Raw genomic sequence first — 21,541 nt, 5'->3', positions numbered from 1 at the left:
AATAACGTTCCATCCTGATTTATCTTTCCAGCATCATCGTGCTGGTCGCTTCCGCTGCAATGCTGCCGTCCGGGTTGGTGATGATGCCTTCCATAATTACAAGACGACCCTTCCGTTTCACTTCATGGCCTTCGCAGCGAATGGTACTGCCGATCAGTACCGGCGTACGGAAACGCAGATCGATGCGGGCCGTATAGGCGGGCACGCCTTCCTTTTTAAAAATGTAGTTCCCCATAATCTCGTCCAGCAGTACGGTAATCAGACCGCCATGCATCCGTCCATCGTAACTCTGGTGTTCCTGTCTCGGCGTAAAAAACGCCAGCACTCCGTTGGGAATCCAGAAAAAGTGCAAATGCAGCCCGATGGGATTTTGTTCCCCGCAGGCAAAACACATTCTGTATTTTTGGTCCTTAGACATTTCCACCAGTTTCTCGCCGTACTTTTCCTCTTCCGCCGCCAGGAGTTTTTTCTCTGTTTCATTCATCTGCAAGTGCTGCGGCGAAGCTGTATTCTGTAAATTTTCCATACCGGGTTCCCCCTCCGTAATTTATCCTCTGTTCTATCTTTTATGCAAAATATTTGTGACGTCATTTCGACTTTGTTCTTGCGTCATTTAGTTTGTTCAGATTTTAAATTCGTTCTATCAGATATTTTTCTCCAGCCAGTTTTTCACCAGCTCGTTTGCCTCTTGGAAGCACAAATCCAGGTGATGGTTGTCGCCTTTCATGTAATGCAGCTCCTTTTCGCCCCCGGAAATTTCAAAATTTTCCTTTGCCTGTTCCGGTGTTACGGTGGTATCTTTTTCCCCATGGATGATCAGCAAGGGATCCTGCTGCCATTTTTTTAACAGTTCCGCCACATCATATTGTAACAAATCCGCGACAAACGTTGCCGGAATTTCATCGCGCCCCCGTTCGTCATCCAACACAATGGTCTTTCCATGCAACGCTGCCTGAAACGCATCTTCCCCCAGCACCTGGACAAATGTTTTCTTCAGACTGTTGGGCGCGGACCACAACACCATGCCATTGGGACGGTACGTTTTTCTTTCCCACCAGCCAGCCTTGTCACTATTATCACAACTATTTTCCTTCGCATCATCTGCTGCAACTTCTTCGCCTTCACTACCTGACAGTATTCCTGCATCAACAGCGGTAGCAAAACTCTCTTCCCCGCAGGCCGTTACGATACAGGTTGCCCCGCCGAAACTCCGGCCCAGCAAGAACAACCTTTCCGGTTTTAACGTTTCGCGGACAAAATCCAACACGGCTTTCAGCTCTGCGATCTGGTTGCTCAGCATGGTGCACCAGCTGAAATTAAAACGCACCACCGAGCAGACAGAGTCACCGAGTTCATCCGCCAGCGCGGCGGCCCGTCCGCTGCCCTCCATGGAACCCCGGAAACCGTGAGCCATCACCAGCACGTTACACCGTTTCGACTCCACTTCACACAAATTAATCACGCCGCTTAACTTGCCAAACGGCCCTGCAATGGAAAATTTCTGTCTCATACCAATCGTCTCCGTTATCTTTCATTTCATCTTCCCTTATATCGGAAAATATTTTTCCCAAACGCGCCGGACAGGTTGCGGAAGAAATCAATGAACCATTCTTCATTATAATATCGGTTATAAGGCGGATTTTTCGGCGGCAGGCCGGTTGCCGCGATGCGCTCGCCGCCCGCATACTGCACCAGCAGGTCCATATGGTTGGCGGCACCAAAAGAATGTACGGAATAACCGTCCAGCTGCGCTACGTCATGCTCCTTCAGCAACGCATCTAGCCGGACCAGGGCAAAGGTGTCTGCATCAAACACATCTTCCCAGTTTTTACTATAGCTGTGGAACTCGATACGACAGCGGGCGCCTTTAGATGTACGGATCAGATGGAAACCGTAGTCCCCGTTCGGATACCATTTCATCTTTTCTTCATCATCAAAAAGCGGGGAAAAATAAGAACATCGGAAATTGAAAACATCAATTTCCGTGGATTTGATCACCACCGGTCCTTCGTGTTTAATTGAAACATCCTCAATCTTTGGCTGGAACACGGGCGGCCGAAAGTCAGGATTATTCAAATCACGGGGATCCATCCCGCCCCGTGCCGGCATCCCGTCCGACATCAGCGGAACATAGCCGGGCGGGTATTTCACATCCGGCAACAGTTCAGAAGCCCTGAGCCTCATCTTTTCATCCACGTTGACGGGTTCGATGTTCACTTCCTGCGTCTGATTCGAGCCGCAATATGTACAGAACTTGTCTTCCGGTTTTATCCGCTGCCCGCACTCCTTACAAAAAATAGCTGTGTTTGAAAAGTTTTCTTCCATACTGATCCGCTCCTGTCAACTTTTCTTTAAAAGATGTTACTTTTGGGCATTCAAATTCCTCCTGATAGAAGAAAGTCTGATTTGAAGTCTGCTTAAAGTTTGTTTTCGGATAAATATCGTTTGAGTTCCTCTATCATTCTTTCACCGTCAAAATTTTTAAAAATTTTGATCATGCAGCCGCTTATCATCGGATTCATATCAAGTCCCATTTCTACTGAATGCGCGTCTGTTTTAAAACCGTAGCAGCGTTTGCCGATACCGTAAGCGATACCGAGTTCTACGCAGGCACCTTCATCGGGCACCCGTCCGTCTATATTCATAAAAATAATATCAGCATTTTTTACTTGTCCGGCATCCAGTTCAAAAATCATCTTGATGAGTTCTTCTTCCGTCTTGCCCTCTAACCTCGCGGCTTCGATACCGTCCCGTTGCGGTAAAAAGACTTTATAACCGTACTCTTCAAGGACTTTTGTTATTTTTAAATTGTAATCCTTTTCGGCCTGATTAAACATCGGTCCTGCAAAATAAACCTTGTTCCCGTGCCCGATATTCTTCATAATCTTTGCTTTATATGCATCTTCGGTAAAAGCATTGTTAACATCACTACCGCCGTTCGCAAAAGCGGCAAATGAAAACAGCATAGCTGCACACAATACTAACGCACCTATCATGCCTGTCACTTTCTTCATGAACAAGAACCTCCTTTGTTGAATTTATTGATTTTTGCGTACAATAATCTCAGCCGGAACACTCTTGCAGAACAAATAATAAAAGCCCTGCCAAGAAAAATCATTGCTTTTGAGCAGATAAAGTATAAACTATCTTTGCTGAACAATTGTAAGAATGATAATAACCTAACGGAGTCATACTATTCTGATAAACAGGATACTCTCCGTCCGCAGATAATTGACTTCTTACAACTCTAACACCTCTTTCAATTGTTGCAACATCTTTGAGCTTTTTATATTCCACCCCGTCAGGGCACAATTCCGCAATCAACTGATTTAATTTGCTCATGCACCTTGCCCTCCGGCTAACTCTGCTTCAATTTCCTCAACGGTAGGAAGGAAACAGGCTGTTTCGTAATTTCAGTTGCTCCTAATTGCGAAACAACTTGTTTCGTAATTTCCGTTTCCTTCAGCTGTACGCCAGAAAACAGCTTAAAAAACTGATGCATATACAACAAGTTTCTTGGAGAAAACGATTTAACTTCCGGTAACACTTTTATTAAATCTTTACTAATCTGTGAATAGAAGTGGCTTCCCCAAACATATTTGTTTTTTTAAGCATCCATATCACGCCCAAGATGCCAGTAAAAGCGTAACATTTCATCATTTACTTTAACGGCTGCCTTGATCTGGCTTTGCCGGAATCTCTTACTGACTTCTTGTATCCAATTTCGGTATGAATCATCTTGTTTTATCTGATTACTGCTCATGTACTTTACTCCCCTTCAATCTCCGCAATGATTTTATCTATCTCATCGCGTATCACAAGTTAGAATGCGCGTCAGTTGTTCTATGCTGTTCATGTTAAACGCCTCTCCCGTTCAATTCCTTACAGTTGTCTGCTTCCAGCTGCAGACCAACACCCACTTCCGCAATGGGAAGCGCTTTCATCATCTCATACTTTGCCGCGAGGGACACACAGTGACAGGGGTACAGCGTACCTTTCGTATTTTGTTTAAGAAAATGAATCGTTTCCTCTAACTGTCGGTTTTGCTCCAGCAAATGGAAGCCGCCAATGATTCCGGTAACCGATTTCTCGCTGCCATATGTATCTTTGTTGTCTTTATCAATACTGACTTCATGCGCATTGCTTTCATGCCCAGCGCTTTTGTTTCTTCTACAACATTTATCACTGCAATTAATCGCATGCATCACGATATTACAAATTCCGCTGTGGGAACAGCCGGTAATGATAAATAATCCTTCGTTTCCTTCATAAGAAATAGCAGAGTCGTCCAACACAAAATCTTCCGGCCCAGTCTCTCCCAATATGCCGATGGGTACTTTTGCTTCAAAGCCAGTCACCCTTGGAATTTCACCCAGAAACGTCAGACGTTCCGTAATTTTTACAGGCTTGCTTCCGTCAATTAATTGCAACCCGCGGGCAAGACAGTCCTCTCTTGTAAAAGGCGCGCCAACATCCAGGCCCATGTACCGCTTTGGCGAAAACACCCCTGGATGCGCAACCAGTTTTACCTTTTTCAGATTGTACCGTTCCCACAAAAAAGGCAGTCCCCGGGTGTGATCGTTATGTCCGTGGGAAAGCACGATGTACGTCAGCCTGCTTAAATCAATTTGCATTGCTTCCGCATTTTTAATAAACGCATCGGAATAACCGGTGTCAAAAAGAATCCTTTCCTTCCCGTCTTCGATATAAATGCTGAGAGCCGGTTCGCCCAGATAATACTGATCGATATAGGTGTTGTTGTCCACAAGAACCGTGAGTTTCATTTTATTTTTTCTCCAAACAATTGCAGTAGAAGACCATCATATATTTTTGACAAACCCTGTATCATTTATCATTTTATTTTATCATATTCTGCTTGTCACTGCATTATTATTACATATTATTATTTTTAATTAAGTATTAAAAATTTCCCGCGTATATCATTGCAATGATTCCGTACCTGCCTGTAAAAAATACCCGCCATCACTGGCGGGCATTACGGAAAAATCGTTTGGTGTTATATATATTACTATATCTCCACTATTCGTTTTTTCATCATGCAATCGCTGCAACTTCACTTTCAGAAAGCCCGGTCACTTTGGCAATGAAAGCATTATCCATACCTTCGGCGCGCATTTTCCCTGCCAACCCGGTTGTAAAGCGGGCTGACAGGGTGTATGTGTTTCCCGGTTTGTAATTTTGTCAAGGTTGAACCGTTAAGAATGTATCTTTCGCCATTATATTTAAAATTCATTAAATAATAGGGGTTTTCTTCTTCTTTTCTCTCACCCTGGTCGTAAAAACGACCAACTTCGAAACGAAAACACGCATGGATACTGGAGTTTGGTCCCCTATACTCTTATGTTTTTAAAGGTAAAACCTTATTGGAAGCACCTGACAGCAATCATCGGCTGTCAGTACATTCAAACTGCCTGAGAGTGGAGGTTTTACGTTTGCCCCAACTATGCTCCGCCGTCAGTCCTGCTCCCCTGCCGACATTCCTGTTGCTTCCGTCCCCATTTCCCGCTTCTCCAGCGCTTTTGCCTGAAAATCCCGCAGCAGCTTCCGCATCCGTTTGTTAGGTATCCACACATAGACCGGTTTGTCCGAATCCGCCACCCGCACATTGGAGCGCCAGATGAATTGCAGCAGCTCCGACAAAGCGTAGCTGTCATTATCAAACTTCAGCCGGGGATTGTTAGTCTCCTTTGCCCGCTGGGCCAGGAAGTTTGTGCAGTTTACATCAAAAATGCGGTTGCACAGATAGGCTACGCCGGTACAGTTGCTGTAGTCATTGGTGGCCTTGGCGTTGCAGGGCAAAAACCGTTTCAGGGTTGGAAAGTGACGCCCGTCGCCTTGCAGCAGGTCTTTATAGGCGGTAAAAGTGGTAAACAGGAACGTGTTGCTGCGTACGCCGCGCTGTTTCATAAAGGAATAGGCGCTGCGGAAGCAGTTCTTCAGTTCTTTCAGCCCTTCCGCGTTCTTGCCATTGTGCGCTGTCTTATACCATTCCTTGGACAGGCTGGCGTCCGTGTTGAAGCGTTTTTCCTCCAGTATCACGATCCGCTCGATCCCCTCCGGGAATGTTTCCCTGTACTTCCCCTCCGGGTTGCGTTTGATAAACCCCTTCTCGATATGGTAATACTCCATGCTGATGTTATGCATGGCGCAATACTGGGAGAGCATGCTGTTCTGTGTCCGGTACGAGAAGAACCAGCACTGGTCAAAGCAGGCAAACAGCTCCCGTTTCATAAACGCGATAATGGAAGTAAAACGCCCTTTCTTATCCCCATAAGGATACAGGTTGCAGCTGCGGCCCAGATTTTTTACCGCGTCAAATACTTTTTGGGAAGAGCTTTGTTTGTCATACTCGGATTGGGGATTGTATACCAGCTGCTCCCCCTTCCGGATGACTATTTCATCCTGCTGCATCAGCAGTACGTCTCCCGTGCCAAAGCGGGCGATGACCCCGCCGTCCTTTTTCTGTTTCGTTCCCACAACCTCCCGGAACAAGGGAGGGATTTCATCAAAATACGCGGTGTAAGGATACCGGCTCTGTCGGAATGCCTTGATCGTATCTTCGTTAAAAAAGCCCCAGAGGGACTGGGTGGTCACAATGTTTTCCCCGTTGCGGATCAGTTCCAGGATACTTTGGTTGTAGGGCGGCTGCTCGGGCCGTTTTGCTTTCAGTCCCCGCAAAAAACGCTCATCCCGTTCCTTCACTGTGGAAACAAAAATGATAAAGCGTTTGTGTTCCAGACCGTCGAAAAGGCCGGTGCGCTTAAGGGAATCCACAAACTCGTCTTCCTTATAAGACGGGTTAAAACAGATATACCGCATCAGGGAAGCGCTTTTACCTATGCCCATGGGGGAATCCACAATACGAAAGGTCAATCGTTTTTGCTCTTTGGTGTTTTCCGTAAAACTCATCCTCCTGTGTTGCGCCGACATCTAAGGGAACGCAGAATTAATCAGTAAACGATCCCAGCATCGCTTCCCCATTCGCCGGCAAATAAAAAGGGAGGGCAACATGCCGAGGCATCGTTGACTCCCAAACGAGTGCTATTATACAGCAAATCTCAATAAAACGCAACGTTACAGGGTTAATCCCAAAAGAATCATTGAGCTTTTTCGAAAAATATTTTATAATATTATAAAGGATTCGCAGAATCAATCAATTCATCAAGTTCCAATTTATTTTTAAAATAATTTATTTGCTTTTCAAATTTTATAGTAAGCGAGGTCATCATGAAACTTTCGTTACAACTGCAATCAAAAATGCAAAATATTTTAATCACAGATGAACACAGCGCGCGTCTGCCCGTAGTGCGAATCACAAAGATCGTGTTGCAGGATTTCAAGAACGTGGAGTACGGCGAGATTGATTTCTACTGCGGCAAGTATCCTGTGCCTTACGGAACCAAAGCCGACATCCTGGGTCTGTATGGACAGAACGGTTCCGGCAAGACAGCGCTGATCGATGCGCTGTATATTTTAAAACAGCTGCTGCGGGGCAGCAAGGTGCAGAATCTGTTTTCCGAATGTATCGCCAAAGGTAAAGATTTTGCCAGACTGACGTTCCAGTTCGAGCTGCAATACGAGGACGGCCGAATGCGTAAGGCCATGTATGATTTCTGCATGAAAGCGGTTCCTGTTACAACGGACACGGAAGCAGGAATGGAAGTTTCGCCGGATCTCAGTGCCCTTCCGTTTTCTAACAAAAGAGTCTGCATCTTTAACGAAATCCTGAGCATGTCCGGCCCCTTCCACGGCAGCGACCAGCGTATGAACCCGGTCATCGACACCAGCGGCGAAGAGCTTCCGTTTGGCCCCAAGTCACGGCACAAATATCTGATAGGCCCCGATAAAAACAACCGCAAGGCCTTGCAGCTGGAAGTAAATAAGCGCCTGGCCAGCGAACGCTCCCAGTCTTTTATCTTTATGCCAAAAACACTGGATTTTTTGACAAATTGCGCCAATTACTCCGAATACCTGCAGGTAATCCTGGAACTGAATTTTTACGGGCTAAATTATTTCTTCGTGGTCAACACCCGTTCTTCCGGCCTGATCCGCCTGAATCTGGCGCTGCTGCTGCACACGCCCATGGGGTCCTTCCCCATCCAGACAGACCGTCCCACCGCTATGCCGCAGGATGTGTTTGCATTTGTCGACCAGTACATTCCAAAAGTGAATACTGTGATCCAGCAGCTGGTTCCGGGCCTTTCCATTGAGTTGCACACCATCGCCCAACAGGTTATGAAAGACGGGTCTAAAGGTCATCTGGTGGAAGTGATGGCCAACCGTAACGGAACGGAACTGCCCCTGCGGGACGAATCCGACGGGATCCGCCGCCTGATTTCTATTCTGAGCCTGCTGACTGCCGCGTACAACGATCCTTCCTTCACGCTTGCCGTCGACGAGTTCGATGCGGGCATCTTTGAATACATCTGGGGTGAGATGCTGGAGATCTTTGAGGACAGCGGCGTGGGCCAGCTGATCTTTACCGCCCACAACCTGCGTCCTCTGGAGATTATCAGCAAAAAGTTCCTGTTCTTCACCAGCACCGATCCGAAGGACCGCTACGTGCAGCTGAAAAGTATCGCCCGCACCAACAACATGCGCAATGTGTACTTCCGCCAGATCGAAAACGGGAACGAGGAAAAAGTGTACAACGAAACGAAGCGTGAGGCAATTAAACAAGCCTTGCGGAGTGTGAAAGAATAAAGAATAAGTGTCAACCGCAAGAAAAATGAAGCCTTCGCTGTCCGTCACGACAGCGAAGGCTTTTTGTTTTTTATATATCATTCAGGTCGTCTTTTTCCATACGGACATTACGGATTTCCGTTACTGCTCCAGCCAGTCCACCAGTACCTGGCGGTCCGGATCCGACGGCGAACGGATCACTGTAAACATATACCGGCCGATGAGTTCCGGCACATCTGCCGGCTCCTCCTTTTTCCATTCCTCTACGGTACCATGCGTATTGCCGGCAAAACCGGAGGATGCAGTGTATATATTGGCAATGCCGGTCCAAACGCCGTCGCCTGCGGTGTTCCACTCGGCCACCTGCGCAAAACGGATCGCTTCCCCGCCTGCTTTCGGCACTATATATAAATTATTGGTCAGTTTATACTGCCGGGAGGAAACCGCGGTGATGCGCCGTCCGAAATATTTATACACAGCTGCTTCCACCGCTTCCTTCTTCACACCCCAGGAATCTGCTTCTTTCACATCGACCAGATCATAGTGACGGTTGAGAAGGTTATGCTGCACACCGAAATCAATGAACATGTCCATTGGCAGTTCATTGTTGATTACAAAACTCCCTACATGGGCTTCTGCAAAATTGCTGAAAAATGTATCCAGCCTGTCACGTTCCGCGGTGCTCAGTTCTGCCCTGCTTGCAGCTCCTGCAGGCAATGCGGACATAATAACCAACAGCGATGCCAGAATAAATAATACCAGCTTTTTCATACGCAATCCCCCTTTTCGTTTTCACATTTGTTTCAGGTACGAAAAACTGATTTAATCATCGTTTCCTAAAACCAGTACAGCAACAAGCTGACCAGTACACTGCACACATTCACCAGCACAAGAGTCTTGAACAGTTTCTTCCGGTCACCCTGGATGAAATAACAGCACAGGCAAAACTCCAACAGAACCACTGCGATTTCTCCCAGAACAACAGCCACCCAATACCAGTCAAACGGATCCTGTTCCAAAAATTCATTCAGCAGCAGGTTACTGATTATATTAACAACCGCAAATCCTGCCAGTTCTTTTGGCTTGCGATACCCGCAAAAATAAAACAGCGGGACTTCGATCAATACCGTAAGCAGCGCCACAATCAGAAATGTTTCTTCTATTTCCGCCCAGTCAACAAAAATCCGGGTTCCGGGTATCAGCGGCGTAGGGGCAATTAAATCAAAAAACATAGAGTGCCTCGCATGCAATCAAATACAGAGACTTCATCAATCCATTCATTTCCATTTCGACGGGTGAATCGGTGTTTAACTAACAATTTTTATTTTTCAAAAGCTCTTTTTAAAAAACGCCAAACAACTTTCATATACGGTTTCCCGCGCGTCGTCCAGGGTCACCACATGTCTCGCTTCCGGCAGCCAGAGGATTTCTTTCTGCTCTTCGGGAACACGTTTTAGCTTTTCGTAAATGTATGCGGCGCTTTTCGGTTTCACGGTGTGATCCGCCTTCCCCTGCACAATCAGGGTGGGAATTTCTATTTTTTCCAGATATTCTGTTTTGCAAAGCCCGATCAGTTCCAGCAAACTTGACACCGGCTTCGTGGGCATCTCAGGATATCCCTGCATATATTCATCCGGCACATGGTAGCTGCGCTGTCCGGTGTGCAAGCGCGGAATAAAGAAGCGTAACAGTTTTACGAAAGGTACGCGCCAGTCCTGTAAAAAAACAGGAGTCGCCAGCAGTACCAGTTTTTCTATAAAGCAAGAGCAGTTTCCTGCCGCTGCTTTAATGGCCAGCAGACCGCCCATGGACTGCCCTGCTATGTAGATGTGACGGCAATGACCGTGCAATTCTTTCACACCATCTTCCACTGCTTCATACCAGTCCGGCCAGGTAGTCTGTTCCAGTTCTTCCACCGTTGCACAATGCCCGGCCAGGCAGACGCCCAACACGGTATAGCCGCCTTTTTCATGTAAGTAATCACCCAACATCCGCATTTCCGCCGGCGCGCCGGTATAACCATGAACCAGCAGTACGCCAATGTCTTTACCGCCTGTAAGAAAAAAGCCGCCTGTATTTTGGCGATTCTGTTCATCCATGGTCTGCCTCCGTGTGATTTGAACTCGTTCTATTCAAATTCATCACGCATAAATATGAGTGAAGTCTTTTCTAAATCATATTATACCACAAACCTGATGTTAGCCGAAACACAAAACAGGACTGCCGGTTAAGCAGTCCTGTCCTTTTTTCAGATATGGTACATCTGATTATTTTATTGTTTGGCTGAAACTGTTCTAATGAAGCATTTCGCTTATTTGAACATGCCCAGCAGAATGCCGCCGTGAGCAGCCAGCACCGGAGCGAATACCAGGGAAACGATGGTCATCAGCTTCAGCAGGATGTTCATAGCCGGTCCGGACGTATCTTTGAAGGGGTCGCCTACGGTGTCGCCGGTAACCGCCGCTTTGTGCGGGTCGGAACCTTTGCCGCCGTGTACGCCGGATTCAATGTACTTCTTCGCATTATCCCATGCGCCGCCCGCATTAGCCATCATGATGGCCAGCAGTACGCCGGCAGCCAGCGCGCCGCCGATCATTCCGCCCAGTGCAGCCGGTCCTAACAGCATGCCGATGATGATCGGGAATGCGATGGCGATGACACCGGGGGCAATCATTTTGTTCAGCGCTGCAGCGGTAGAGATATCTACGCAACGGCGATAGTCGCCGCGGGCTTTGCCTTCCAGCAGGCCGGGGATTTCATGGAACTGACGACGGACTTCGACTACCATTTCGTTAGCCGCTTCACCAACGGATTCCATGGTCATAGCGCCGAATACGAAAGGCAGGGTTGCGCCGATGAATACGCCGATCAGAACGACGGGATCCAGCAGGTCGATGGCTTTCAGTTTTACAACCTGAGAGTAAGCAGAGAACAGAGCCAGTGCTGTCAGTGCAGCGGAACCGATAGCAAACCCTTTGCCGATAGCAGCGGTGGTGTTACCAACGGAATCCAGGGTATCGGTGATTTCACGAACGCTTTCCGGCAGTTCAGCCATTTCCGCGATACCGCCTGCGTTATCGGAGATCGGGCCGTATGCGTCAACCGCAACGGTGATACCGGTGGTTGCCAGCATGCCGACTGCGGACAGGGCAATACCGTAAATGCCCAGTTCCGGATTAGCAACGCCGCCCATTACGAAGAACGCAATGAATACTGCGATGCAGATGAATACGATGGGCAGGAAGGTGGAATACATACCTACTGCCAGACCTGCGATGATTACGGTTGCATGACCGGTTTCTGCCTGGTCGGCAATTCTCTTAACGGAGCTGTAATCAGCAGAGGTGTACACTTCGGTAATCTTACCAATCAACAGGCCTACAACCTGGCCGGCAGCAATCGCCCAAAACGCATTCATGTTGCCGAACAGGGAATTGGAGAGATACGCAGCAGCGCCGATAGTCAGGATACCGGCGATGTAGGTACCGGTGTTCAGCGCACCCTGCGGATTGGTGGATTTGCTGTGACGTACATACAGAATACCAATGATGGAAGAAATGATACCGGCAAGAGCCAGCAAGAACGGATACTGAACGCCTTCGCCGCCTTTGAAGGCAACTGCGCCCAGAGTCAGTGCGGAGATGATAGCGCCTACATAGGATTCAAACAGGTCAGCACCCATACCGGCAACGTCGCCTACGTTATCGCCTACGTTATCAGCGATGGTAGCAGGGTTACGGGGATCGTCTTCCGGAATACCGGCTTCTACTTTACCTACCAGGTCAGCGCCTACGTCAGCCGCTTTGGTGTAAATACCGCCGCCTACACGGGCAAACAGTGCGATGGAGCTTGCGCCCAGACCAAAACCGGTTACGATGTCCATGTTCGCGCCGTTTTCACCGAACAGGGCAAAAGCCAGCGCAACGCCGGTGATACCCAGGCCGACTACGCCCAGGCCCATTACGGAACCGCCGGAAAAGGCAATCTGCAGCGCCTGGGGCATGCCATGTTCTGCAGCCGCCGTGGTACGAACGTTAGCTTTGGTAGCTACGTTCATGCCGCAGTAACCGGCCAGGATGGAGAAGATGGCACCGGCCACAAAGCAGACCGCGGTCATGGGAGCCAGGAAAATACCGATGATAATTGCAACAACAACAATGAATACAGCCAGCGCTTTGTATTCACGGTACAGGAATGCCATCGCACCCTCATGGATGTGGCCGGAAATTTCCTGCATCAGTTCGTTACCGGCTTCCGCCTTCATGATGGAGCTGCTCAGCATGGCAGCGATCAGAAGCGCAAGGATACCGGCGCCAATGGAACACATGATAAAACTACTCAAGATGTAATTCCCCTTTCGACAAAAAATAAATTTAAAAATTTTAAAGGACAGAGTCCTTGGTTAACAAAACTATGCTCATGCATTGAGTTTGGCAAGAGCTAACGTAATGACACCGAAAGCAGTCCCCAACGCAATTGTCGCCTTAGATAAAACCGTATCCAGATCATTTCCCTTACCAAAAAAGGAGCCATCGCCGCCACCGAAGGAACTGGACAGGCCTGCGCCTCTGCCGGTCTGCATCAGCACAGCCGCAATCAGGGCAACGCAGACGATGAAGTCCACTACCATCAAGACAGTCTCCAACATTTACTTACCTCCTTTTTCTATAATAAATAATTATTTTCCTGTGTCAGTACCACAGTATTTTACCACACCTTTACCTGCGTGGCAATAATAAATGTCAAAAATTTTTCACAGAGTTTTCCCAGATGTGATGCATCCACCATTGCCAGTCCAATTTTAATTACACTAACGTACGATCCAGGTCCGTCTTTATAAAAAAAGGAGAACTGCTTTTACACAGTTCCCCGTTTGTTTACATCGTTGATTTACGATTTTGCTTATAAACGATTGCGCAACTTCATTTATATCACGCTTGTTTACAGATTTTATTTCAGATTATAGAACACATCCATGCCGCCGTAGGTTGCTGCCGGGCCCAGGTCTTCTTCGATGCGCAGCAGCTGGTTGTATTTTGCTACGCGGTCGGTACGGGCCGGCGCGCCCGATTTGATCTGGCCGGCGTTCAGCGCTACCGCAATGTCAGCCATGGTGGTGTCTTCCGTTTCGCCGCTGCGGTGGGATACGATGGCGGTATAGCCGTGACGTTTGGCCAGTTCCACAGCCCGGAAGGTTTCAGTCAGGGTCCCGATCTGGTTTACTTTGATCAGGATGGCATTAGCCACACCTTTATCGATACCCATCTGCAGACGTTCCGCATTGGTTACGAACAAATCGTCGCCTACCAGCTGTACTTTTCCACCCAGCTTTTTGGTGAGGGCAGCCCAGCCCTTCCAGTCGTCTTCTGCCAAGCCGTCTTCAATGGAGATGATCGGATATTTTTCCACCAGGTCTGCCAGATAGTTTACCATCTGGGTGCTGGTCTTGGGAGCGCCTTCTGCCAGCATATGATACTTGCCGTCTTTGTAGAACTCGCTGGCTGCTACGTCCATGGCCAGTTTAATATCTTTACCCGGTTTGTAGCCGGCTTTTTCAATGGCTTCCATGATTACGTCCAGCGCTTCCGCATTGGTTTCCAGGTTCGGAGCAAAGCCGCCTTCATCGCCCAGGCCGGTGCTGAGGCCTTTGGCTTTCAGAATGCCTTTCAGGGCATGGTAAATTTCCACGTTCATACGCAGGCATTCGCTGAAGCTCTTGGCGCCTACGGGCATGATCATGAATTCCTGGATATCCACATTGTTGTCCGCATGCTGACCGCCGTTCAGGATATTCATCATAGGAACGGGCATTTCATGGGCATTGGTACCGCCCAGATACTGGTACAGGGGCAGGCCGCAATAGTTGGCAGCCGCTTTGGCAACCGCCATGGATACGCCCAGAATTGCGTTAGCGCCTAATTTTGCTTTGTTCGGAGTCTCATCCAGACGGATCAGCAGTTCGTCAATTTCAATCTGGCGGGTAGCGTCCAGACCGATCAGTGCTTCTGCGATGATGTCGTTTACGTTTTCCACCGCTTTCATGACGCCTTTGCCAACATAACGCTTTTTGTCGCCGTCACGCAGCTCAACTGCTTCATGTACGCCGGTAGATGCGCCGGAGGGAACCGCAGCGCGGCCCATGGTACCGTCTTCCAGTACCACTTCCACTTCAACCGTCGGATTGCCGCGGGAATCCAGAATTTCGCGGGCATAGACCTGAGTAATAATAGACATGATGAATCACCTTATCCTTTCTCTTTTTGATTTTTATATAAATTATTCCAGCAAGCTCTTTCCTGTCATGGCTTTTGGCTGCTTGATCTTTAAAAATTGCAGCAACGTAGGCGCTATATCAGCCAAGCGGCCTTCGTGCAGCTTATACGTTTCTTTGCTGATAACAATGAACGGAACTTTGTTCGTAGTATGAGCCGTGCAGGGCGTCCCGTCTTCGTTCTGCATCTTTTCCAGATTGCCGTGATCTGCCGTAATACAGATAACGCCATCCAGAGACTGGATTTTTTCTACGATTTTCCCCGCACAGGCATCAATGGTTTCCATAGCCTTGACCGCTGCTTCCATGATACCGGTATGGCCAACCATATCCGGATTGGCAAAGTTCAGGATCACTACGTCATATTTATCTTCTTCCAGCGCCTTCAACAACGCTTCCGTAACCTCCGGGGCGCTCATCTCCGGTTGCAGATCGTAGGTCGCCACTTTCGGCGATGGAATCAGGATGCGGTCTTCCCCGGCATTGGGTTCTTCTACGCCGCCGTTAAAGAAGAAGGTTACGTGAGCGTATTTTTCCGTTTCTGCAATGCGCAGTTGCTGCAAACCGTTCTTCGCCAGCACTTCGCCCAGCGTATCCTCATAATGTTCCGGCGGATACGCAGTAGGAATGTCGATGGTAGCATCATACTGGGTCATACCGGCCATGTATACCGGCCTGGCAGCTGCCGGACGCGCAAAATACGGGAACTCTTCATCATGCAGCGCACGGGTAATTTCCCTGGCCCGGTCCGGACGGAAATTATAGAAGATTACACCGTCGTCCTTCCGGATACAGGCTGCAGATTTTTCTCCTGCATCCGCTGTCTCGCCTTTCTGCGCTACGCAGAAAGGCACCACAAATTCGTCATTCACGCCGGCTGCATAGGAAGCCCGGATTCCTTCTTCCGCAGAAGTAAAGACAGCCCCGTCCCGCAGCACCATGTTGCGGTAGGCCTTTTCCAGACGCTCCCAGCGTTTATCCCGGTCCATGGCGTAATAACGGCCACTGACCGTGGCAAAACATCCGACACCCTTTTCCTGCATATACGCTTCCAGATCCTGCACGTAAGGAATGGCGCTCTGAGGCGGCACATCCCTCCCGTCCAGGAACGCGTGGACAAAAACCTTCTGCAGTCCGGCTTCCTTCGCCATATCCAACAGTGCTTTTAAATGATCGATATGACTGTGGACGCCGCCGTCGCTGAACAGACCCATCAGGTGCAGGGAACTGTTCTTTTCTTTCGCGTGCTGCAATGTATCCAGCAACACTTTGTTTTTAAAAAAACTGCCTTCTTTGATAGCATGGGAAATCAGGGACAGATCCTGATAGATAATCCGTCCCGACCCGATATTCAGGTGCCCTACTTCCGAATTACCGATCTGCCCTGCCGGCAGCCCTACATCTTCCCCGCTGGCTTCCAGTTTTGTATTGGGATAGTTCGCAAAGTAGCTGTCAAGGTGCGGGGTGCGTGCCATGGCCGCCGCATTGTAAGGACCGGCCGGGGCAATGCCCCAGCCGTCCAGAATCATTAACATTACAGGCTTTTTTGCCATTTGTTCTCCTTCAGACCTCTTGATTAAAAACTGCGTACAATTTTGGCAAAGCTTTCCACTTTCAGGCTGGCGCCGCCTACCAAAACGCCGTCGATACCGTCAATGCAGAACTGGGACGCGTTGGTGTCTTTTACACTGCCGCCGTACAAAATACGGATATGCCTTGCCGCGTCTTCACCAACAATTGTGTTCAGCTGTCTGCGGATAAACTGGCAGACTTCCTGTGCATCCTGCGCCGTTGCGGTATTGCCGGTGCCGATAGCCCAGATGGGTTCATAGGCAACGGTCAGCAGCTTCGCCTGCTCTTCCGTTACGCCGTCCAGTGCAGACCGGAGCTGCCCTTCAATTTTTGCATTGGTAGCGCCCTGCTTCCGTTCCGCTTCCGTTTCGCCTACGCACAGCACCGGTTTCAGTTGGTTACGGTACGCAGCTTTTATCTTTTTCGCAATCACTTTATTGTCTTCTTTGAAAATCTCGCGGCGCTCACTGTGACCTACCAACACGTATTCACAGCCAATGTCTGCTATCTGGGAACCGGACACAGCGCCGGTAAATGCGCCTTCATCCTCCCAGCACAGATCCTGTGCGCCATAGCCCACCGATTTACCGTCAATGGCTTCCGCTACACTTTCCAACGCTGTAAATGGCGGGAAAATCACGACTTCATTGACAGTACCGTTTGTTTCGGTAACCAGATCCTGGGCCAGTTCGACCGCTTCGCCTACGGTCTTGTACATTTTCCAGTTACCGGCCACAAAAGGGCGCCGCACCTCATCCAGCGCCTCAACACCCGGCAGCGCCTTACCTTCCAGATATTCCAGGGAAGCACCGCCGCCGGTGGAAATATGACTGATCTTATCTTCCAGTCCAATCTTCTTGATAGCCGCCACGCTGTCACCGCCGCCTACGATGCTGACTGCGTTACTGTCCGCAACAGCTTTGGCAACCGCTTCTGTGCCTTTGCAGAACGCATCCATTTCGAATACGCCCATAGGCCCGTTCCAGACTACCAATTTGGCATCTTTTACCGCATCTGCATACAGTTTGCAGGTTTCCGGGCCGATATCCAGGGCCATGTAATCCTGGTTCAAATCGTCCAGTACAGATACTTCATACACGGAATCCGGTTTAAACTCTGCTGCCATCACCAGATCTACCGGCAGCAGGATTTTTACATTCTTCACAGAAGCTTCCGCCATGATGCGCTTCGCTTCTTCTATCTTGTCTTCTTCCACCAGGGATTTACCCATGGGGATGCCTCTGGCCGCCAGGAACGTATTGGCCATACCACCGCCGATGAGCAACGTATCCACTTTGCCCAGCAGGTTGACGATTACGCCGATTTTATCCGAAACCTTTGCACCACCGATAATTGCGGTAAACGGATGCTCCGGATTGTTGACAGCATCGCCGATAAAACGGATTTCCTTTTCCAGCAGGAAACCTGCCGCACTGGGCAGGAAACGGGTTACACCTTCCACGGACGCATGGGCCCGGTGGGATACGCCGAAACCGTCATTTACGTACAAGTCTGCCAGAGAAGCCAGCTTCTCTGCAAATTCCAGATTATTTTTCTCTTCTTCTTTATGATAGCGAAGGTTCTCCAGCAACAATACAGAACCGGTCTCCAGCTTCTTTGCCGCTTCTTCCGCCGCCGGCCCGATGCAGTCTTCCGCAAAAGCAACCGGTTTCCCCAGCAGCTCTTCCAGATGTTTTGCAATCGGTTTCAATGTGTATTTGGGATTAGGCTCTCCTTTCGGACGGCCCAGATGGCTCATTAAAATTACAGCCGCTTCATGGTCCAGCAGATACTGGATAGTAGGCAACGCCGCCACCATACGGTTATCATCCGTAATGTTGCCCTCGGCATCCTGAGGTACATTAAAATCTACCCGCACCAGGACCTTTTTGCCGGCAACATCCAAATCGGAAAGGATTTTTTTATCCAAAGAAATCATGCTCCTCTCAAAACCTGCTATGTTTTGGCAGATTTATATTTAATCAATAAAAGTTTTACACCTGCAACAGAGCGAATTTTCGCTTTAAAAATGAATTAAACAACGCTTATCCTAAAATGCAAACAAAGCCGACGCCCTGCAGAAGGGCGCCGACTTGCTGTCAATTATAAACCTTTTTTGCCAACGTAAAGAGCAAGGTCAACCAGACGGCAGGAATAACCCCATTCGTTGTCGTACCAGGCAACTACTTTCGCCAGACGTTTGCCAATCATCATGGTAGACTGGCCGTCAATGACAGAGGAAACTTCACAGCCGATAAAGTCACTGGATACCAGCGGCAGATCCGTATAACCCAGGATGCCTTTCAGTTCGCCTTCTGCCGCTTCCTTTAACGCGGCATTGATTTCTTCCACAGTAGCGTCTTTCGACAGGTTCACTGTCAGGTCGGTCAGAGATACGTCCGGCGTGGGAACGCGCAGGGCAAAGCCATTCAGTTTGCCTTTCAGTTCAGGCAATACGAGAGCAACCGCTTTTGCAGCGCCGGTGGTGGTAGGAATAATGGACATGGCAGCAGCACGGGCGCGGCGCAGATCTTTGTGGCTTACGTCCAGAATCTTCTGGTCATTGGTATAGGAATGAACGGTTGTCATCAGACCGCTTTCGATACCAAATTTTTCCAACAGTACTTTGGTAAAGGGAGCCAGACAGTTGGTGGTGCAGGAAGCATTGGAAATGATATGGTGTTTTGCCGGATCGTACTTGTCCTCATTTACACCCATAACAATGGTAATATCTTCATTTTTGCCGGGAGCGGAAATAATAACTTTCTTTGCACCATTATCAATATGTGCCTGGGCTTCTTTCGAATCTTTGAATTTACCGGTGCATTCCAGCACAATATCCGCGCCATATTTGCCCCAGGGGATCTTGGTGATATCCGTCTCGCTGATAACCGGAATCTTTTTGCCGTCAATCACAAGGAACCCGTCTTCCCATGCAACATCTTCCTTCATTGTCCCATGAACGGAATCATATTTTAACAGATGCGCCATGATTTCGCCGACTGTCCGGTTGTTAATAGCTACAACCTCTGCATCAGGAAGGGTCAGGATCCTTCTCAATGCCAGACGACCAATACGACCAAAACCGCTGATACCAATTCTTACCATGCTAAACTCCTCCTTAAAATAATAAATTTAGATAATTTGTTGCCAACATTCAAAACACAGTCGTTTAATACTGTGATAAATGCAGTATTTATTGACGTTTATCAGTTTTCTTCCCATTTGCAGCAATCTTTTTATAAATCACAGAAATCTGCCGCAAATAAAAAGAAAATTTACTCTTCCCTAAAGGATATTGTAACATAGCCCCCTGCAAAAGTGAAGAGTAAATTTCGTCATTAACGTATCATTAATTCTGTAAATTTATATTAAACGTATTCAGTTTCTGATTCTGTCCGGTTTTCAAGCATCAATTCAGAACAATTAATGCTTTACATTAGACAGGTTCCAAACCCATTAACGATTTTGAACCGTCTCCGGACTCATGTCATGATAGTGCAGCCGTTGATGAGCCGTTTTTTCCCAGTCGGTTCCCTTTTTTCCATAATTAGCGTAAGGATCAATGGACAAACCGCCGCGGGGTAAAAATTTTCCCCATACCTCTATGTACTTGGGATCCAACAACCGTATCAGGTCCTTCATTATAATATTCACGCAATCTTCATGAAAATCCCCATGATTACGGAAGCTGAAGAGATACAGTTTCAGCGATTTGCTTTCCACCAGCTTCTGATCCGGAACATACGAAATATAAATTGTCGCAAAATCCGGCTGGCCGGTTTTGGGGCACAGGCTGGTAAATTCCGGACAGTTGAATTTCACAAAGTAATCATTTTCCGGATGCTTATTAGGAAAACACTCCAACACGTCCGGAGCATAATCATCTTTGTATTTTGTCTTATTACCCAACAGGCTTACGCCTTGTAAATCTTTTTCTGTTCTTCCCGCTGACATTTAATTCACCTGTTAAGATCCTTACGGCTTATTACCGTTTCTTCCAAAATCATAAATTTATAAATATTAATGTTTTATGCTTAAAATTTCCTGTCAAGTTTTATTTCGTTCTGCTCTGAAAAGCAGATTCGCAACATCTGCTTTAACCAGCGCTTTAATCAACATCATGCCAGTAATACCGGAAATAAACTGCCCTACCAATAGGCTTGCTGCTAAAATGCCATAGGGTATTTTTAATAAATAGGATAGCCATACAGGTACTCCGAGACCGGGGAGCAGTGTAACAAAGAGCGCAACGATCCAACAGCCAAATCCTTTTTGTCTGCCCCAGGCAATGGCTCCACTGGTCAGCAATCCCATAATAAAACCGCCAATGGCATCAATCGGCCCCAATCCTCCCATAAAAATATTGCTGGCAATATTGGCAATTCCAAAAGGAACTACTAAAAACGGGAAAATATAGGATAACCCATATAATGCCGTAGCAATACGGACCTGATATTGCCCAAAAGCAAAACTCTGTGTGCAAAGCATCACAACAAGGTATAAAGCAATGCAAACAGCACTGATGGTTATTTTTTGTGTCCTGGTGTATTCCTGATTCATGTTATTCTCCATTCCGCCGCCTTTAGCTGGCAGCACAGACAGTGATAAAAGTATTCGTCACACTGTCCCCTCTTCAATATTAGTATTAAACAGTACCAGGACGTAACCATAAACAACATAAAAAAATCCTATAAACTATAGGCGTAATATTCAATGCAACAAACCGATTTATGTTAAAGACGTTAACAATTTCTGTTTGGTGCGCCCGTAGTTTTATTTAAAGACAGGATGGTCACGAACTGTCTGTTATAGAGTTGTAATGCAGAATCATTATACATAATCAAATGATATTTGTAAAGTACTTTTCCGGCTTTCTTTCAAAAGAATAGTTAAAAGCCCCCGCACGTGTTGTGCGGGGGCTTCGTCTTAACCGGCAACAATCTATCCTCCCGGGCCGCTTCCAGCCAAGTACTTTCGACGCGTGAGAGCTTA

The 21,541-nt window shown here is 47.9% G+C and carries 20 protein-coding genes and 1 pseudogene; 1 reads left to right on the top strand and 20 read right to left on the bottom strand.

All coding sequences use genetic code 11. The features are described from left to right. Positions 1–19 precede the first annotated feature (19 nt). The 9 genes and pseudogenes from ACZOWY_RS09175 to ACZOWY_RS09135 all read right to left on the bottom strand — a co-directional run bounded on the left by ACZOWY_RS09175 (position 20) and on the right by ACZOWY_RS09135 (position 6,930). Positions 20–526 (bottom strand): PaaI family thioesterase, encoded by a 507-nt coding sequence (locus tag ACZOWY_RS09175; protein ID WP_484396085.1) that lies wholly within the window; start codon positions 524–526, stop codon positions 20–22. Positions 527–643: 117 nt separating this feature from the next. Next, a complete protein-coding gene (locus ACZOWY_RS09170; RefSeq protein WP_484396081.1) occupies positions 644–1,510 on the bottom strand; it encodes an alpha/beta hydrolase in 867 nt (288 codons plus the stop codon). A 26-nt stretch (positions 1,511–1,536) separates the two neighbouring features. Further along, positions 1,537–2,325 carry a zinc ribbon domain-containing protein gene (locus tag ACZOWY_RS09165; RefSeq protein ID WP_484396075.1) on the bottom strand — a complete coding sequence of 263 codons (789 nt, stop codon included), beginning with the start codon at positions 2,323–2,325 and terminating at the stop codon, positions 1,537–1,539. 92 nt (positions 2,326–2,417) lie between these two features. Then, entirely contained in the window at positions 2,418–3,014 is a 597-nt protein-coding gene (locus tag ACZOWY_RS09160; RefSeq protein ID WP_484396070.1) for a nucleoside 2-deoxyribosyltransferase, read from the bottom strand. Between the two features lie 100 nt (positions 3,015–3,114). Further along, positions 3,115–3,342, bottom strand: coding sequence for a restriction endonuclease subunit S (locus tag ACZOWY_RS09155; protein WP_484396064.1), 228 nt, complete (start codon positions 3,340–3,342; stop codon positions 3,115–3,117). Between the two features lie 16 nt (positions 3,343–3,358). Next, positions 3,359–3,589: pseudogene (locus ACZOWY_RS09150) on the bottom strand (DUF1016 N-terminal domain-containing protein); the annotation flags it as partial. Between the two features lie 18 nt (positions 3,590–3,607). Beyond that, a complete protein-coding gene (locus ACZOWY_RS09145) occupies positions 3,608–3,763 on the bottom strand; it encodes a hypothetical protein (RefSeq protein WP_484396059.1) in 156 nt (51 codons plus the stop codon). Between the two features lie 94 nt (positions 3,764–3,857). Then, the gene (locus tag ACZOWY_RS09140) at positions 3,858–4,784 is read right to left on the bottom strand and encodes an MBL fold metallo-hydrolase (RefSeq protein ID WP_484396054.1); all 927 of its coding nucleotides are present in this window, start codon (positions 4,782–4,784) and stop codon (positions 3,858–3,860) included. Positions 4,785–5,475: 691 nt separating this feature from the next. Then, positions 5,476–6,930: a hypothetical protein gene (locus ACZOWY_RS09135; RefSeq protein WP_484396049.1), complete on the bottom strand. Its 1,455-nt coding sequence runs from the start codon at positions 6,928–6,930 to the stop codon at positions 5,476–5,478. A 348-nt stretch (positions 6,931–7,278) separates the two neighbouring features. Between ACZOWY_RS09135 and ACZOWY_RS09130 the strand changes: the two genes are divergently transcribed. Further along, positions 7,279–8,724, top strand: coding sequence for an ATP-binding protein (locus tag ACZOWY_RS09130; RefSeq protein ID WP_484396045.1), 1,446 nt, complete (start codon positions 7,279–7,281; stop codon positions 8,722–8,724). A gap of 120 nt (positions 8,725–8,844) precedes the next feature. Here ACZOWY_RS09130 and ACZOWY_RS09125 read toward each other — a convergent pair whose 3' ends face one another. The 11 genes from ACZOWY_RS09125 to ACZOWY_RS09075 form a co-directional block, all read right to left on the bottom strand. Next, on the bottom strand, positions 8,845–9,474 hold the full coding sequence (locus ACZOWY_RS09125) for a hypothetical protein (RefSeq protein WP_484396041.1): 630 nt from the start codon (positions 9,472–9,474) through the stop codon (positions 8,845–8,847). A gap of 65 nt (positions 9,475–9,539) precedes the next feature. Next, entirely contained in the window at positions 9,540–9,935 is a 396-nt protein-coding gene (locus tag ACZOWY_RS09120) for a hypothetical protein (RefSeq protein WP_484396036.1), read from the bottom strand. Between the two features lie 96 nt (positions 9,936–10,031). Then, complete coding sequence (locus tag ACZOWY_RS09115) at positions 10,032–10,802, bottom strand: alpha/beta hydrolase (protein WP_484396032.1); 771 nt, start codon at positions 10,800–10,802, stop codon at positions 10,032–10,034. Positions 10,803–11,014: 212 nt separating this feature from the next. Continuing rightward, positions 11,015–13,030, bottom strand: a complete 2,016-nt coding sequence (locus ACZOWY_RS09110; protein ID WP_484396365.1) for a sodium-translocating pyrophosphatase — start codon at positions 13,028–13,030, stop codon at positions 11,015–11,017. A gap of 90 nt (positions 13,031–13,120) precedes the next feature. Then, positions 13,121–13,351 carry a preprotein translocase subunit SecG gene (gene secG, locus ACZOWY_RS09105; RefSeq protein ID WP_484396027.1) on the bottom strand — a complete coding sequence of 77 codons (231 nt, stop codon included), beginning with the start codon at positions 13,349–13,351 and terminating at the stop codon, positions 13,121–13,123. Positions 13,352–13,653: 302 nt separating this feature from the next. Further along, entirely contained in the window at positions 13,654–14,937 is a 1,284-nt protein-coding gene (eno, locus tag ACZOWY_RS09100; RefSeq protein ID WP_484396022.1) for a phosphopyruvate hydratase, read from the bottom strand. Between the two features lie 42 nt (positions 14,938–14,979). Next, positions 14,980–16,527 carry a 2,3-bisphosphoglycerate-independent phosphoglycerate mutase gene (gene gpmI, locus ACZOWY_RS09095; protein WP_484396018.1) on the bottom strand — a complete coding sequence of 516 codons (1,548 nt, stop codon included), beginning with the start codon at positions 16,525–16,527 and terminating at the stop codon, positions 14,980–14,982. Positions 16,528–16,550: 23 nt separating this feature from the next. Beyond that, on the bottom strand, positions 16,551–18,485 hold the full coding sequence (gene tpiA / locus ACZOWY_RS09090) for a triose-phosphate isomerase (protein WP_484396013.1): 1,935 nt from the start codon (positions 18,483–18,485) through the stop codon (positions 16,551–16,553). A 164-nt stretch (positions 18,486–18,649) separates the two neighbouring features. Continuing rightward, positions 18,650–19,654 (bottom strand): type I glyceraldehyde-3-phosphate dehydrogenase, encoded by a 1,005-nt coding sequence (gap, locus tag ACZOWY_RS09085; RefSeq protein ID WP_484396009.1) that lies wholly within the window; start codon positions 19,652–19,654, stop codon positions 18,650–18,652. A gap of 351 nt (positions 19,655–20,005) precedes the next feature. Continuing rightward, positions 20,006–20,503 (bottom strand): preQ(1) synthase, encoded by a 498-nt coding sequence (gene queF / locus ACZOWY_RS09080; RefSeq protein WP_484396004.1) that lies wholly within the window; start codon positions 20,501–20,503, stop codon positions 20,006–20,008. Positions 20,504–20,596: 93 nt separating this feature from the next. Then, positions 20,597–21,121 (bottom strand): QueT transporter family protein, encoded by a 525-nt coding sequence (locus ACZOWY_RS09075; protein WP_484396001.1) that lies wholly within the window; start codon positions 21,119–21,121, stop codon positions 20,597–20,599. Between the last annotated feature and the right edge of the window lie 420 nt (positions 21,122–21,541).

The sequence above is a fragment of the Succiniclasticum sp. genome (assembly GCF_056977735.1).
The sequence above is the reverse complement of the archived record's forward strand: the minus strand, read 5'-3'. Positions and strand labels throughout refer to the sequence as shown.